Origin of the sequence: Arthrobacter sp. PGP41, assembly GCF_002953935.1 — a bacterium.
Lineage (GTDB): Bacteria > Actinomycetota > Actinomycetes > Actinomycetales > Micrococcaceae > Arthrobacter.
Map to the genome: position 1 here is coordinate 861,675 of NZ_CP026514.1, position 13,619 is coordinate 875,293.

Consider the following 13,619-nt stretch of genomic DNA (forward strand, 5'->3'; position numbering starts at 1 on the left):
TTCTCCTTTGAAATTCAGCCGCAGCGGGGATCGCCGGCGGCATTTTGTAGCGCTACAATTTTTGCGCTGACCTTGAGCGTAGCCATGTCCATATGTCCTGTCAATCGTTCCCGGGATATTCTCAACCGAGAGATGAAAGGCACTTCCATGACGCATGACCGCCCCAAAAACCGGCGCCCGACGATCTATGACGTGGCAAAGCAGGCGGGAGTCTCGCCATCGCTGGTTTCCCTGGTGCTGCAAAACCCGGTGCGAGTAAGCGAAAAGCGCCGCAATGCCGTGCAAGCGGCGATCTCGGAGCTTGGCTATCGTCCCAGCCGGGCTGCCACGGCGCTGGCCAGCAGCCGGACGAAGAGCATAGGACTTGTCATAGATGACTACCGGAACCTTTGGTTTGTCGATTTGCTGCGGGGCATGGAATCCGTGCTGACGGAGGACGGCTACCGGGTTATGCTGGCCGATTCCCGCCCTGGCGCAAACCGCACCAGTGAGGCGGTGGATGGACTACTGGCCATGCACGTGGACGGGCTGGTGATAGCGGCCGAACCCACTCCATCAATGCTCGCCGGCGCCGGGGTGCCCACCGTCGTTGCAGGTTGGCGCAGCGGCGTGCCTGCGGGGGCTGACCTGATCACAAATGACGACGACGGCGGTGGCGCCATGGCTGCCCAACACCTGCTGGGCCTCGGCCACACCAGGATCGGGCACCTGTCCGGCTCCGGCGGCGCCGCCGACCACCGAAGGGCGGGCTTTGCCGGCCAGCTGCAGGGGGCGGGTCTTGACGTGTGCGTCGTCGGGGAGTCGGGGGGAACTTCGGAGGAGGACGGCTTTTCGTCCGCATCCTGGCTGCTGGACCATCATCCGGAGACCACGGCTATTTTCGCGGCCAACGACACCATGGCCCTCGGTGCCCTCGGCGCCATCAAGATGCGGGGATTGTCCGTCCCGTCCGAAATTTCCGTGATTGGGTATGACAATTCCACGGTGGCGAAGTCCAAGTATGTGGAACTTACTTCCATCGACAACCGAAGTGACCTTGTGGGGATTGATGTGGCTAAGACGTTGCTGGCGCGCATTGAGACAGGGGCTGCCGGAAGCCAGAAGAAGCTCATTGAGCCGGCACTGGTGGTGCGCGGCACCACAGGCCCGCCGGCCCCAATCGCCCCAAAGTAGTTGATTCGTTAAAACATCCTAATGTCAGGACAAACTATTGACATTGGTGAGTCAAGTCACCATGATCTAGGTAGACAGAGTTCCGGAGGCGGCAGAGTGGCAGCCCGGAACCTGGGATCAAAGGAGATTATTGTGGCTAATATTTCTTGGCGTAAGGTGGCTCTGGTTGCGGCGGTAGTGCCGATGCTGGCACTTGCTGCATGTTCGAGCACCGGTGGGAAAACCGAGAACGCAGGCGGCGGCGCCGGCGGAGGCCAAGTGGCCACCACGGACCGAATGAAGGTCGCGCTGATCACCCACGCTGCGGCCGGCGACACGTTCTGGGACATTGTCCGCAAGGGGGCCGAGGAGGCATCCGCTAAAGACAATGTGGAACTGCTCTACACCAGCGACCCTGAGGCCGGACGCCAGGCCCAGCTCGTCCAACAGGCCATTGACCAGAAAGTCGACGGCATCGCCCTTACCCTCGCAACCCCGGATGCCCTCAAGGACGTCCTGAAGAAGGCTACGGACGCCGGCATCCCGGTGGTGAGCCTCAACGCAGGCGAGAGCATCTCGTCGCAGCTCGGCGCATTCACCCACTTCGGTTCCAACGAGAAACTCGCCGGCGAGGCCGTGGGGACCCGGCTGGCCGCCGAGGGCTTCAAGCACCCCGTGTGCGTGATTCAGCAGCAGGGCCATGTTGGCCTGGAAGCACGATGCGCAGGCGTCAAGGCGAAGGTTCCGGGCGCGGAGATCCTGTATGTCGACGGCAAGGACATGACCGCCGTCCAGTCCACCGCCACCGCGAAGCTCCAGGCCGCCAAGGATGCGGACGTCATCATTGGCCTGGGCGCACCGATCACCCTGACGCTGCTCAAGTCCGTCGCGGACGCCGGCAGCTCGTCGAAGGTCGCCAGTTTCGACCTGAACGCAGAGCTAGCGCAGAAGATCGTGGATGGTGACGTGATCTTCACCGTGGACCAACAGCCGTGGCTCCAGGGCTACATGTCCGTTGATTCCCTCTGGCAGGCCAAGCGCGGCGGGTTCAAGCTCGGCGGTGGACAGCCTGTGCTGACCGGCCCGACCATTGTGGACAAGTCCAACGCTTCAAACGTCCTCAAATTCGCCCAGCAGGGCGTCCGCTAGATCCGGGACTCAGGCCGTGCGGCGGCGATCCGCCGCACGGCCTGACCAACAAGGAGTTATTCCTATGGCAAATACAGCAACCCTGCCCCCGGCCCCCGCCTCGGCAGCCGGGCCGCGCGGCGACGAGCGGGTCGGACAACGGAACCCCTTCCAGAAGCTCCTGGGCCGCCCCGAAGTTGGCGCGCTCGTAGGAGCAGTGGTCCTGTTCGTTTTCTTCGCGCTGGTTTCTTCGACCTTCACGCAGCCCAACGCCTTGGCGACCATTCTTTACGGCAGTTCCACCATCGGCATCATGGCCGTGGGTGTGTCGCTGCTGATGATCGGTGGCGAATTCGACCTTTCCACCGGCGTGGCAGTTATCTCATCTGCGCTGACCGCATCCCTTTTCAGCTGGAATTTCTCCATGAACGCATGGGTGGGTGTTGCGTTGGCGCTCGTAGTCTCGCTGGCCATCGGGTTCATCAATGGCTGGATCCTGATCAAGACCAAGCTTCCCAGCTTCATCGTCACCCTCGCGACGTTCCTGATGCTTACCGGCCTGAACCTGGCACTCACCCGCCTCATCGGAGGCAGCGTGTCCTCGCCTTCCATTTCCAAGCTGGACGGCTTCGAATCGGCCCGCGCCGTATTTGCCTCGTCGATCAGCATCGGCGGCGTTGAAGTCAAAATCACCGTGTTCTTCTGGATCATCCTGGTTGCCGTCGCATCGTGGGTACTGCTGCGTACCAAGGTTGGCAACTGGATCTTCGCAGTGGGCGGGAACGCCGACTCGGCACGCGCTGTGGGCGTGCCCGTGACGAAAACCAAGATCGGGCTGTTCATGGCGGTTGGGTTCTGCGGTTGGATCCTTGGCATGCACAACCTGTTCGCCTTCGACGCCGTGCAGTCGGGCGAGGGCGTGGGCAATGAATTCCTCTACATCATTGCCGCAGTGATCGGCGGCTGCCTGCTCACCGGCGGCTACGGATCAGCCGTCGGCGGTGCAATCGGCGCGTTTATCTTTGGCATGGCCAACAAAGGCATCGTCTACGCGCAGTGGAACCCGGACTGGTTCAAGTTCTTCCTCGGCCTGATGCTGCTGCTGGCCACCATCGTCAACCTCATCGTCAAACGCCGCGCGGAACTGAAGTAAGGGGCGAAGAAAATGAACGCCAAAGCCATCGACCAGCAGACCCTGCTCAAGAACGAAAAGGACCCGCTGACGCACACCCCGGTCCATTTGCTCTCCCTGGAAGGTGTGGGGAAGCATTACGGCAACATCATTGCCCTTCGCGATGTCACCATGGCTGTGGACAACGGACGCGTCACCTGTGTCCTGGGGGACAACGGCGCCGGTAAGTCCACGCTGATCAAGATCATCGCCGGACTGCACCAGCACGACGAAGGCTCACTGTACGTCATGGGCGACGAACGGAAGTTCAGTTCCCCCCGCGATGCCCTCGACGTCGGCATTGCCACGGTCTACCAGGACCTCGCCGTGGTTTCTCTGATGCCGATCTGGCGCAACTTCTTCCTCGGGTCCGAGCTCACCAGCGGATTCGGCCCGTTCAAGAGCCTCGATGTCCAAAAGATGAAGGACATCACCAAGAAAGAGCTCGCCGACATGGGCATCGACCTGCGCGATGTGGAACAGCCCATCGGCCAGCTTTCGGGCGGTGAGCGCCAGTGTGTCGCCATTGCCCGGGCAGTGTACTTCGGAGCCAAGGTCCTGATCCTGGACGAGCCGACGGCGGCTCTGGGCGTCAAGCAGTCGGGCGTAGTTTTGCGCTACATCCTCCAGGCGAGGGACCGGGGCCTCGGGGTCATCTTCATCACCCACAACCCGCACCACGCCTTCCCCGTGGGCGACCGGTTCCTCCTGCTCAAGCGGGGCAAATCCATCGGATACTACGACAAAAAGGACATCACCCTGGACGAGCTCACCGCCCAGATGGCCGGCGGCGCGGAACTTGCCGAGCTTGCCCACGAGCTCGAACAGCTCGGCGGCCACAGCGACATCGTCAAGGAAGTCCAGGCCGAGGTGGCTGAAGTGACCGAGACGGCGGAGGCAAAGGAAAGCAGCCCGCGGCACGCATAACACCACTGGAGACGGGGGCCCGCCGCGAGACCCGACGGGCCCCTCGCCATGCCGCGAAGACGAGCAGCCAGCAGACAGGAAGAGAACATGCCGATCCGGGTGGGCGTCATTGGCGCCGGCGTTATGGGCGCAGACCATATCAGGAACCTTTCCGCCACCGTCAACGGTGCCGAAGTCACCTTCGTGGCAGACCTCGACGCCGGACGCGCGGCTGCTGCTGCGCCGCCGTCGGCCAGGACCACGACGGACCCCTCGGAGTTGATCAACGCCAGCGAGGTGGACGCGGTCGTTATCGCTTCGCACGACTCCACCCACGCCGGACTGGTGCTGGAATGCTTCGAAGCGATGACGCCCGTTCTATGTGAAAAGCCATTGGCCCCTACACTCCTGGAGAGCCTTGACGTAGTGGAGGCCGAAGCGGACATCATCGCGGCGACCGGTGCCAGGCTCCTGTCCATGGGCTTTATGAGGCGCTTCGATCCCGGCTACGCCGCCCTGCGCGAAACCACGCGGCTTCGGAGCCACGGCGAACCACTGATTGTCCACTGCACCAGCCGCACGGCAGCCTCCGGCCCCGGCACCAGCTCGGAAACAGCCATCACCAATTCGGCCATTCACGAGTTCGATATCATCCCCTGGCTGCTGGACTCGCCCATCACCGAAGTTTCATGGCAGGCGGGGCGCAGCTCCCGGCACAGTCCCGGAGAACTGCAGGACCCTGCGTTGATGCTCCTGCGGACGGCCGACGGAACCCTGGCGACCCTTGAACTGTTCCTGAACTCGCAGTACGGCTATACCACCAGGTGTGAAGTCGTCTCCGAGCGTGGCACCGCTGCCCTGCCCGAACCCGCAGCCCTGGTAGTTCAGCGTGAGGGCCATCGCACGGCCGAAATCCCCGCTGACTGGCGCCCGCGTTTCGCCGACGCCTACCGTCTTCAGCTCCAGGCCTGGATTTCCGCCCTCGAAAGGGGCGAGCCCGCAGCGCTCGCCACCGGAGAAGACGGCCTGAGAGCATCGCAGGTTGCCCAGGCCATGATCCGGTCGCTTCACAGCGACGGAGCCTTCACGAAAGTAATCTACTAGTGGCTGTTCCCGTCATGCCGGCACCACGCGTCCCGGATTCGAAGGATGCACCCTCCCTGCGGTGGGGCATCATGGGGCCCGGGTGGATTGCAGAGCGTTTCACGGAGTCGGTGCAGGCGCATTCCCGCCAGGTTATTGCCGCCGTCGGCTCCCGCTCTTTGGCCCGCTCCAAAGAGTTTGCCGGGAAGTTTGGCGTGCCGGCCGCATACGGAAGTTACGAGGAACTCGCGGCGGCTCCCGGTATCGACATCGTCTACGTCACCACACCGCACAATTTCCACCACAGCGCCGCCCTGCTCGCCCTCGAAGCAGGCAAGCACGTCCTGATCGAAAAACCCATTGGACTCAATGCCGGGCAGGCACGGGACATCGCCGCACGGGCCGGATCCGCCGGCGTTTTCGCCGCCGAGGCGATGTGGAGTTTCTTCCTGCCCAAATTCGACGTCATCCGGCAGATCCTCGAAGCCGGGACACTGGGGACCTTGACCACGGTGGTGGCGGAGTACGGCGAGCACTTCGACCGGAGCCACCGTATCTTTGATCCAGCGCTCGCCGGGGGACCGCTGCTGGACCTAGGGACCTACCCTTTGGCGCTCATCACCGAAGTCCTGGGCTCCCCCGATAAGGTGCACGTCATCGGCCAGCCGCACGAATCCGGAGTTAATGCCCAGCTTTCGGCGATCATGCAATTCCCGGGCGGCAGCCAGGCAGCCATGAACACGCAGCTGCATAATGTCACCCCCACGGCCGCCACCATTGTTGGTTCCCAGGCAACGCTGGCCATTGACGGCCCCTTCAACATGCCCGGCGGCTTCGAGCTGCGGTTCCCGGACGGGACACGGCTGCGCCACAGCGAGCCGGCGGGCGGGCACTTCGAAGGCCTGCATTTCGAAGCCGCCGCAGTGGCCCGTTGCATTGCAGCCGGACAAGCAGAAAGCCCCCAGCGTCCACTCGCTGCTTCCATCCGGACGATGGAAGCAGCGGACGAAATCCGGCGCCAGCTCGGCATTAGCTTTCCGGGCGAAGGAAACCCGTCCGCTTAACCGTCGCTGTACACAAACCCGAAAGGATGAGCCCTTGGGTTACATCACCCACAACCCCACGGCAGTCCCGGTCCCGGTACGGATGGGTCTCATCGGCTCCGGCTGGATGGGCGCATTCCATGCGGACAGCGTTGCCCGCCGCATCCCCGGCGTAGTCCTGGCCGCCATCGCCGACCCCAACATCGAGTCCGCCCGGAGCCTTGCCCTGGAGCGGGGCACTGCCAAGGTGACGGCCAGTGCCGACGACATCTTCGCGGATCCAGTCGGCATGGAGGCGTGGGCCAGGGATGACAGCGCCGCGGCCCTCGACGCCTTCCGGACCACCTTTACCGTCTATGCAGAGGAAAAACCATGAAGGAAGTAACGCTTGGCCTGGTAGGCGTGGGCCGGATCGGCGTGATGCACGCCGGCAACATCGCGGGCCTCAACGGGGTGCTGAACCCCAAGGGCATCAACGTCAGGCTCCGGCTCACCGACGTGGCCGAAGAGCACGCCCGGACCGTGGCAGCCGGCGCGGGCGCCGAGTTTCTTCCGTCCGTCGAAGCCCTCCTTGCCTCCGGCATCGACGGCCTGGTGGTGGCCACAGGCACCGCCACCCATCCTGGGCTGATCAAGGCCGGGGTGGACGCGGGCATCCCGGTATTCTGCGAGAAGCCGGTGGCAATGAATGTGGCGGATGCCCTGCCCGTGCTGGATTATATCCGCAGCAAGCACGGCGTGGTCCAGATCGGCCACCAGCGCCGCTTTGATGCCGGCTACCTGGAAGCCAAGCGGGCGTACCAGGCCGGCGAACTGGGCTGGATCCACTCGCTGCGTGCCGTCACCTGTGACATGGCACCGCCTCCTGTGGAGTTCCTGGCCACATCAGGCGGCTTGTTCCGCGACTGCTCCGTCCACGATTTTGACATCCTCCGCTGGCTGACGGGCCGCGAGATCGTTGAGGTGTACGCAAAGGGCTCCAACAACGGGGACCCGGCCATCGGCGCTGTGGGCGACGTGGACACGGCGCTCGCGCTCGTGACGTTCGACGACGGCACCGTGGGCACTGTCTCAGCGACGCGTTACAACGGGGCGGGCCACGACGTCCGCCTGGAAATCCAGGGTTCCAAGGGATCGCTGACGGTGGGCCTGGATGAAAAAACCGCCATGGCGTCGGCCGAGCCCGGCGTGGATTTCCCGTCCGGTGAGCCGCACAGGACCTTCGCCGAGCGCTTTGACCAGGCCTACCGGTCCGAAATGGCCGCGTTCGTTGAGCTTGTCCTTGGCCAGCGTGACAACCCCTGCACACCGGAGGACGCAGTGGCCGCCTCCCGGGTGGCGGACGCCGCCCAGGAATCGTTGGCCAGCGGTGTCCCGGTGAGGGTGGAACACGCCACGGCGGGCGTGCACTGAAACTCCGGGCGCGGGAGCTTGCCGTAGGTGGCTAGCGTCCCGCGCCGGGATCTGAGGAGCTCCGCACCACCAGCGCCGGATCGAGCTTGCGCGTGACGGAGGGGCCGGAACCGGCAAGCCGGTCCAGCATGACCTGCGCCGCCACCCGGCCGAGTTCCCCGGCGTGCTGGTCGATGGATGTCAGTCCAATGAGGGGTGAGGCGGCCAGCTCGATGTTGTCGCAGCCCACGATCGCCACATCGTCCGGGACCCTCAGCCCGTGCGTAGCCAGGGCCTCCATGATGCCGATGGCCGTGAGGTCGTTGTGGGCAAAGATCGCGGTGGGCAGCACGGCGCCGGAAGCCAGGAACCGTTCCATGACGTTGCGCCCGCCGCGCTCGGTCATGTCGCTGTGCACCAGCATCGGCTCAAGGCCGAACTGCTTCATCGCGTGCAGGTAGCCTTCGCGGCGGTCGGTGTACGGCAGCCAGTCGGAGATATCCACATGGGCGATCCGCCGGTGCCCCAGCCCGTGCAGATGCTCCACGGCGAGCGCTCCGGAGCGGAAGTCATCCGTCAGGACCGAATCGACGCCGTCGACCTTTAATTCCCTGGTGATGACGACGGCGGCCGTCCCGCGCAGGGCGGCCTCCAGTTCACCGGCCAAGCCGGTGTAGCCGGCCAGGATGACCCCGTCCACGCGGAGGTCCACGAAGTTCCTCACGGCTTCCAGTTCGGTGCCGGGATCAGCGGAGCCGACGGCGACCATCACCTGGTTGCCGCTGCCGGCGAGGCCCTCGGCAATGCCGTCGTAAATGTCTGCGAAGACCGAGTTGTGCAGGTCGAGGAAGAGGACGCCCAGGGTGTTGGTGCGGTGGCTCGCGAGGCGGCTGGCAAGCCGGTTGGGGGAGTAGCCCAGGGCGGCCGCGCTTTCCAGCACCGCCGTCCGCTTGGCGGCCGAGACTTTGGGGGAATCGCGCATCACCAGGGAGACCAGCGCCCGGCTCACGCCGGCTTCGCGTGCCACGTCCTCCATGGTCACGGAGCGGGCGGGGGAAGTCTGCTTCACAAGACCCCACTCTGCCACGTAGCGGGTCTGCGCCGGGACCTCGTTCAGGCTCCGAACGGCAGCCGGGGGTCGATCTCCTGCCCGTCCCACGTCTGGCGAACCCAGCCGTGGTGGGGATCGTCGCTGATGAGCCATTCGCGCACCGGTCCCGGTCCTGCCATTACGTTCAGGTAGTACAGGTCGTAGCCGGGGGCAGCCATCGCCGGTCCGTGCCAGCCGTAAGGAACCAGGACGACGTCACCGGTGCGGACCTCGGCGGACACGTCGATGGGGCGGTCATCGGAGGCGTAGACGCGCTGGTAGCCCATGGCATCGGCATCGGCCGGTGCAGCTGAGCCGGCGGCCACCCGCGTCTCGAAGTAGTAGATCTCCTCCAGGTGGGTCTCGCCGTCCTTTTCCTCGTCATGCTTGTGCGGCGGGTACGAGGACCAGTTGCCGGCGGGAGTGAGGACCTCGCAGACGATGAACCTGTCGGCCTCGAGCGCGGCGGGCGTGCCGAAGTTGTGGACCTGGCGGGAGCAGTTGCCGGCCCCGCGCAGTTCCACCGGCGTCTCGGCGGCAGTCACCAGGCGGGTGGGGTACGAATCCTTCGCCGGTGCCGTGGCAACCGCCACGCGGCCGCCGTCGGCCGAGCTGATGGTGACCCCCCGCCCCGTGCCGGAGTAGAGGACGTCGCTGGGGCCGTGGAACACCGATGCACGGCCTTCCAGCTGGTACTCGATGCTGTCCACCGTGACGGTAAAGGATCCATTAAGGGGCACCACAATGCGCTCCTCAGCGGCGGCGGGAAGGACGACGTCGGCCCCGGCGGCGAGGGTGCCCACCTTCAGTCCGGTGTGTGCCCAGCCGTCCACGGCAAGGGAGGAATCGGAGGTCCCGATTGAGACGTCCCATTTGCCGTCGGCGGCGGTGCCCAGGGGGTAGACCCAGTTGGTCATGGAGTTGGCTCCTTGCGTTATCGCTGTACGAGTGTCATTTCAAAGCTGTAGGAATCGCCGCGGTACACGTGGTGCCCGGTTTCCACGCGCCGGCCGGTGTCATCCATGGCAGTGCGCTCCATGGTGACCAGCGCGGACCCGGGAGCGGTGTCCAGGAGGGAGGCCTGGTAGTCGTTGGCCACCACGGCCCCGATGCGCTGGTTGGCCAGGCGGAAGTTCACGCCGCCGCGGCGCAGGATGGCGTACAGGCCTTCCGCGGCCAGCAACGCTTCATCCATGTCGGTGATGTCGTCACGGACCCAGTTCTCCATAAGCGCCAACGGTTTGCCCCCCACCTTGCGCAGCCGGGTGAAGTGGTAGACCTTGGAGCCCGCCGGCAACTGCAGCGTGGCCAGGGTGGCGTCGTCCGCCTCAACATGGGAGAAGCTCAGGACATCGGTGGTGGGCTTCTTGCCGTTGTTGGTGAGGTCGTCGTAGAGGCTGGAGAGCTCGAGTGGACGGCGCACCTGGCTTGAAACCACCTGGGTTCCCACGCCGCGTTTGCGCACCAGCAGGCCGGACCGGACCAGTTCGTCCATGGCCTTGCGCATCGTGGGGCGGGAAAGGTTCAGCTGCGCCGCCAGGTCAATCTCGTTGTCCAGCCGGCTGCCGGGTTCCAGCACGCCACTGAAGATGGCCGCTTCTATGCCCTGCACCACCTGGTGGTAGAGCGGGACGGGGGAGGAGCGGTCGATGCTGAGACCCAGGTTGTTCGCCACGGTACTTCCCTCATGTTCCTGTTGCGGGGCGTCTTCGCCCGGGTGGGGCGTGAACGGCCGCTTTGCCACTATATGTTCGCTTGATAGGACATACTATCTGTCCTTCGATCCTAGCAGGCGCTTTCCTTGGGTCAAGGGATCGGCCATGCGGCAGGGGATAATGCGCTAGGCGCATTATGTACTGACATTAGAACTTTATGTTGACATGCGGCGTTAGAGCGCTCTAACGTGGGTGTTACGCATCACATTCCTGACCGCTACTCCGGTCCCCGAGAGAATCTGAGAGGCAACAATGCTGTTGCAGAAACAATCGCCGACCGTGCCCGGCACCCAGCGCCGCGGCTACCTCGCCCGGCTGACTGTCATCTCCACCCTGGGGGGCCTGCTCTTCGGCTACGACACCGGCGTTATCTCCGGCGCCCTGCTGTACATGAACGACTCCCTGAACATGACCGCCGTCGAGGAAGCCACGGTGGTCAGCGCCCTGCTGTTCCCCGGCGCCGCGGTGGGTGCCCTCACCGGCGGCCGCATGGCGGACAGGCTTGGCCGCAGGGGTTCCCTGCTGGTCTGCGCCCTGCTGTTCCTGTTCGGTGCCATTGGCTGCGCCATCGCCCCCACCGTGCCGTTCATGATCGCGGCGCGCATCCTGCTGGGCCTGGGTGTGGGCGCGGCGGCCGTTACCTGCCCGCTGTACCTGGCCGAAATGGCGCCCGCCCACCTGCGCGGCCGCATGGTCACCATCAACGAGCTCATGATCGTCACGGGCCAGATGCTGGCGTTCGCCATCAACGCCCTGCTCGATGCCCTGATCCACGACACCGAGGTCTGGCGCACCATGCTGGGCATCGCGTCCCTTCCCGCCCTCGCGCTGCTCGCCGGAATGCTGATGCTCCCCGAGTCCCCCCGCTGGTACGCCATCCGCGGCCGCCTCGAGGATAGCCGCCGTGTCCTCAACCTCAGCCGAAGCCCCGAAGAAGCCGCCAGTGAGTTCCAGGAAATTGCGGAGGCTGCGAAGACCGCCAAGGAAGAGCGCGGTCACGCCTGGCGGGACCTGCGGGACAACCCCTGGATGCGCCGCCTTCTCTGGATCGGCATTGGCCTTGCCGTCGTGCAGCAGGCCACCGGCATCAACACCGTGAACTACTACGCCCCCAGCATCCTTGAAAAGAGCGGGCTCGGCGTCAGCGCATCCCTGGTGGCCACCATCGGCGTCGGCGTGACTTCTGTGCTGATGACCATCCTCGGAATCTGGCTGCTCGGCTTCATCGGCCGGCGGAAAATGCTGATCATCGGCTTCTCCGGAGTGGTGGGCTCCCAGGCACTGCTTGCCGTGGTCTTCCTGTTGCCCCAGTCCGACCTGGCCAGCTACACCATCCTCGCCGCCATGATGCTGTTCGTCGCGTTCGTCCAGTGCTTCATCGGTACCTGCGTGTGGCTGCTCCTCTCGGAGATGTTCCCGCTGGCCATCCGAGGTTTCGCCATGGGAATCGCGGTGTTCGCGCTGTGGACGGTCAACGCAGCCATCTCCTTCCTGTTCCCGATCGTGGTGGAAGCGCTTGGTTCCACCGGCACCTTTGGCCTGTTCGTCCTGGTGAACCTCGCGTCCCTGATGTTCGTCAGCAAGTTCGTCCCGGAGACAAAGGGCCATTCCCTTGAGGATCTAGAAGCGCACTTCCGCCACGGCGAAACCGTCCGGGTTCCCGCCTAGCAACTCCACCAACGCGGGGTCAGATTCAACCCATTCCGGTGCACCGGAGAGACGGTATCTGACCCCGCATTGCTTTAGGTTTAGACGGTGAACCTCTCCGGAAACCTGGGCCCCCACCCGCACAACCTCGAAGTCCAGGACCTGGAGAGCTTCGACCGGCTGCTCAGCGCAGGCGCCCTGGACATGCACGGCTGGCATGCACAGTCCCTGGACCTGCGGGGGAGGACCGCCGCGCTGGAAGGCATGCACGTGGAGGGTGCCATCTTCCTCGGCTGCACGTTCGATGACGGTGCAGAGGACCTGCTCCGGCAACGGGGAGCGCTGATCTTTCCACGGCTTGAGACGGTGCCCTTCAACCCCTACCGGGCCACCCTCTATACGCCCCAGGAGCTCTACGCCGGGCTGCCGCACTCCGCTTATGAGCAGCTTCCGGATGCCCGGATCTACCAATGGAGCATCCACGATGGCCACCGGCACCGGCTGGACGCCACCCTTGCTTCCGCGCTTCATGACCATGCCATCGGCGACGCCCTGGACGAGCTGGCCAGGACAGGGCCCTGGCAGGGCCGTGCCATGGTCGGCGTGATGGGCGGGCACGCCGCGCAGCGTGGCAGCACGGGTTTTGCCCAGGCCGCCCTGCTGGGCCGGCTGCTGGCACAGGACGGTCGCGTGGTTGCCACAGGCGGAGGGCCGGGCGCCATGGAGGCGGCGAACATGGGTGCGTACCTCAGCGAGGCGTCCGACGCCGAGGTGCAGGCGGCGCTGGACATGCTCGCCTCCGTCCCCGGGTTCCGTCCCTCGGTGTCCGCGTGGGCGCGCGCGGCCGCTGCCGTCGTCGAACGCTTTCCCGGCGGGACGCCGTCGCTCGGCATCCCCACGTGGTTCTACGGGCACGAGCCGCCCAACTATTTCGCCACGCACATTGCCAAATACTTTGCCAATGCCATCAGGGAAGCCATCCTGCTGGAGCTGTGCAAGGGAGGCATCGTGTTCCTTCCCGGGGCCGCGGGCACAGTGCAGGAAATATTCCAGGACGCCTGCGAGAACTACTACGGCGCGCGGGAAACGGTCACGCCGATGGTGCTGGTGGGCAGGCACCACTGGGAGCACCAGTACCCCGCATGGCCCATGCTCCGCAGCCTGGCAGCCGGCCGGCCGATGGAAGACCATATCTTCCTGGTGGACTCCGTGCAGGATGCGGTGGACGTGCTGCGAAGCCAACCGGGGCCAGGGCTGGCCACCTGAGACCCGGCGGGCATCCGGGTCCGGAG

Annotated in this window: 13 protein-coding genes; 10 read left to right on the forward strand and 3 right to left on the reverse strand. The window is 64.9% G+C overall.

Annotated elements, in window-relative coordinates; translation table 11 throughout:
* Positions 1–147: 147 nt before the first annotated feature.
* The 8 genes from C3B78_RS04005 to C3B78_RS04040 all read left to right on the forward strand — a co-directional run bounded on the left by C3B78_RS04005 (position 148) and on the right by C3B78_RS04040 (position 7,896).
* Positions 148–1,173, forward strand: a complete 1,026-nt coding sequence (locus C3B78_RS04005) for a LacI family DNA-binding transcriptional regulator (protein ID WP_104996919.1) — start codon at positions 148–150, stop codon at positions 1,171–1,173.
* Between the two features lie 132 nt (positions 1,174–1,305).
* Positions 1,306–2,301 carry a substrate-binding domain-containing protein gene (locus C3B78_RS04010; RefSeq protein ID WP_234005510.1) on the forward strand — a complete coding sequence of 332 codons (996 nt, stop codon included), beginning with the start codon at positions 1,306–1,308 and terminating at the stop codon, positions 2,299–2,301.
* Between the two features lie 64 nt (positions 2,302–2,365).
* Entirely contained in the window at positions 2,366–3,433 is a 1,068-nt protein-coding gene (locus C3B78_RS04015; RefSeq protein ID WP_104996920.1) for an ABC transporter permease, read from the forward strand.
* A 12-nt stretch (positions 3,434–3,445) separates the two neighbouring features.
* Entirely contained in the window at positions 3,446–4,378 is a 933-nt protein-coding gene (locus C3B78_RS04020) for an ATP-binding cassette domain-containing protein (RefSeq protein ID WP_104996921.1), read from the forward strand.
* An 87-nt stretch (positions 4,379–4,465) separates the two neighbouring features.
* On the forward strand, positions 4,466–5,461 hold the full coding sequence (locus C3B78_RS04025) for a Gfo/Idh/MocA family oxidoreductase (RefSeq protein WP_104996922.1): 996 nt from the start codon (positions 4,466–4,468) through the stop codon (positions 5,459–5,461).
* On the forward strand, positions 5,461–6,504 hold the full coding sequence (locus C3B78_RS04030; RefSeq protein WP_234005511.1) for a Gfo/Idh/MocA family protein: 1,044 nt from the start codon (positions 5,461–5,463) through the stop codon (positions 6,502–6,504). Before C3B78_RS04025 ends, C3B78_RS04030 begins: the two co-directional genes overlap by 1 nt.
* 34 nt (positions 6,505–6,538) lie before the next feature.
* Positions 6,539–6,859: a Gfo/Idh/MocA family oxidoreductase gene (locus C3B78_RS19955; RefSeq protein ID WP_234005512.1), complete on the forward strand. Its 321-nt coding sequence runs from the start codon at positions 6,539–6,541 to the stop codon at positions 6,857–6,859.
* Positions 6,856–7,896 carry a Gfo/Idh/MocA family oxidoreductase gene (locus C3B78_RS04040; RefSeq protein WP_104996923.1) on the forward strand — a complete coding sequence of 347 codons (1,041 nt, stop codon included), beginning with the start codon at positions 6,856–6,858 and terminating at the stop codon, positions 7,894–7,896. Before C3B78_RS19955 ends, C3B78_RS04040 begins: the two co-directional genes overlap by 4 nt.
* Positions 7,897–7,927: 31 nt before the next feature.
* Here C3B78_RS04040 and C3B78_RS04045 read toward each other — a convergent pair whose 3' ends face one another.
* Genes C3B78_RS04045 through C3B78_RS04055 form a run of 3 tightly spaced genes read right to left on the reverse strand, consistent with a single transcriptional unit; the run spans position 7,928 to position 10,640 of the window.
* The gene (locus C3B78_RS04045; protein ID WP_158677175.1) at positions 7,928–8,944 is read right to left on the reverse strand and encodes a LacI family DNA-binding transcriptional regulator; all 1,017 of its coding nucleotides are present in this window, start codon (positions 8,942–8,944) and stop codon (positions 7,928–7,930) included.
* 44 nt (positions 8,945–8,988) lie between these two features.
* Positions 8,989–9,882, reverse strand: a complete 894-nt coding sequence (iolB, locus tag C3B78_RS04050) for a 5-deoxy-glucuronate isomerase (protein ID WP_104996925.1) — start codon at positions 9,880–9,882, stop codon at positions 8,989–8,991.
* 17 nt (positions 9,883–9,899) lie between these two features.
* Positions 9,900–10,640 (reverse strand): GntR family transcriptional regulator, encoded by a 741-nt coding sequence (locus C3B78_RS04055; protein WP_104999624.1) that lies wholly within the window; start codon positions 10,638–10,640, stop codon positions 9,900–9,902.
* 292 nt (positions 10,641–10,932) lie between these two features.
* Here C3B78_RS04055 and C3B78_RS04060 point away from each other — a divergent pair, with 292 nt between their 5' ends.
* The gene (locus tag C3B78_RS04060) at positions 10,933–12,348 is read left to right on the forward strand and encodes a sugar porter family MFS transporter (protein ID WP_104996926.1); all 1,416 of its coding nucleotides are present in this window, start codon (positions 10,933–10,935) and stop codon (positions 12,346–12,348) included.
* Positions 12,349–12,435: 87 nt separating this feature from the next.
* A complete protein-coding gene (locus C3B78_RS04065; RefSeq protein ID WP_104996927.1) occupies positions 12,436–13,593 on the forward strand; it encodes an LOG family protein in 1,158 nt (385 codons plus the stop codon).
* Positions 13,594–13,619: the final 26 nt, after the last annotated feature.

Excerpts from the sequence above, each read along its gene's own strand:
- C3B78_RS04005 (WP_104996919.1), top strand. The coding sequence starts at position 148 with ATGACGCATGACCGCCCCAAAAACCGGCGCCCGACGATCTATGACGTG.
- C3B78_RS04015 (WP_104996920.1), top strand. The coding sequence starts at position 2,366 with ATGGCAAATACAGCAACCCTGCCCCCGGCCCCCGCCTCGGCAGCCGGG.
- C3B78_RS04020 (WP_104996921.1), top strand. The coding sequence starts at position 3,446 with ATGAACGCCAAAGCCATCGACCAGCAGACCCTGCTCAAGAACGAAAAG.
- C3B78_RS04025 (WP_104996922.1), top strand. The coding sequence starts at position 4,466 with ATGCCGATCCGGGTGGGCGTCATTGGCGCCGGCGTTATGGGCGCAGAC.
- C3B78_RS04040 (WP_104996923.1), top strand. The coding sequence starts at position 6,856 with ATGAAGGAAGTAACGCTTGGCCTGGTAGGCGTGGGCCGGATCGGCGTG.
- iolB (WP_104996925.1), bottom strand. The coding sequence starts at position 9,882 with ATGACCAACTGGGTCTACCCCCTGGGCACCGCCGCCGACGGCAAATGG.
- C3B78_RS04060 (WP_104996926.1), top strand. The coding sequence starts at position 10,933 with ATGCTGTTGCAGAAACAATCGCCGACCGTGCCCGGCACCCAGCGCCGC.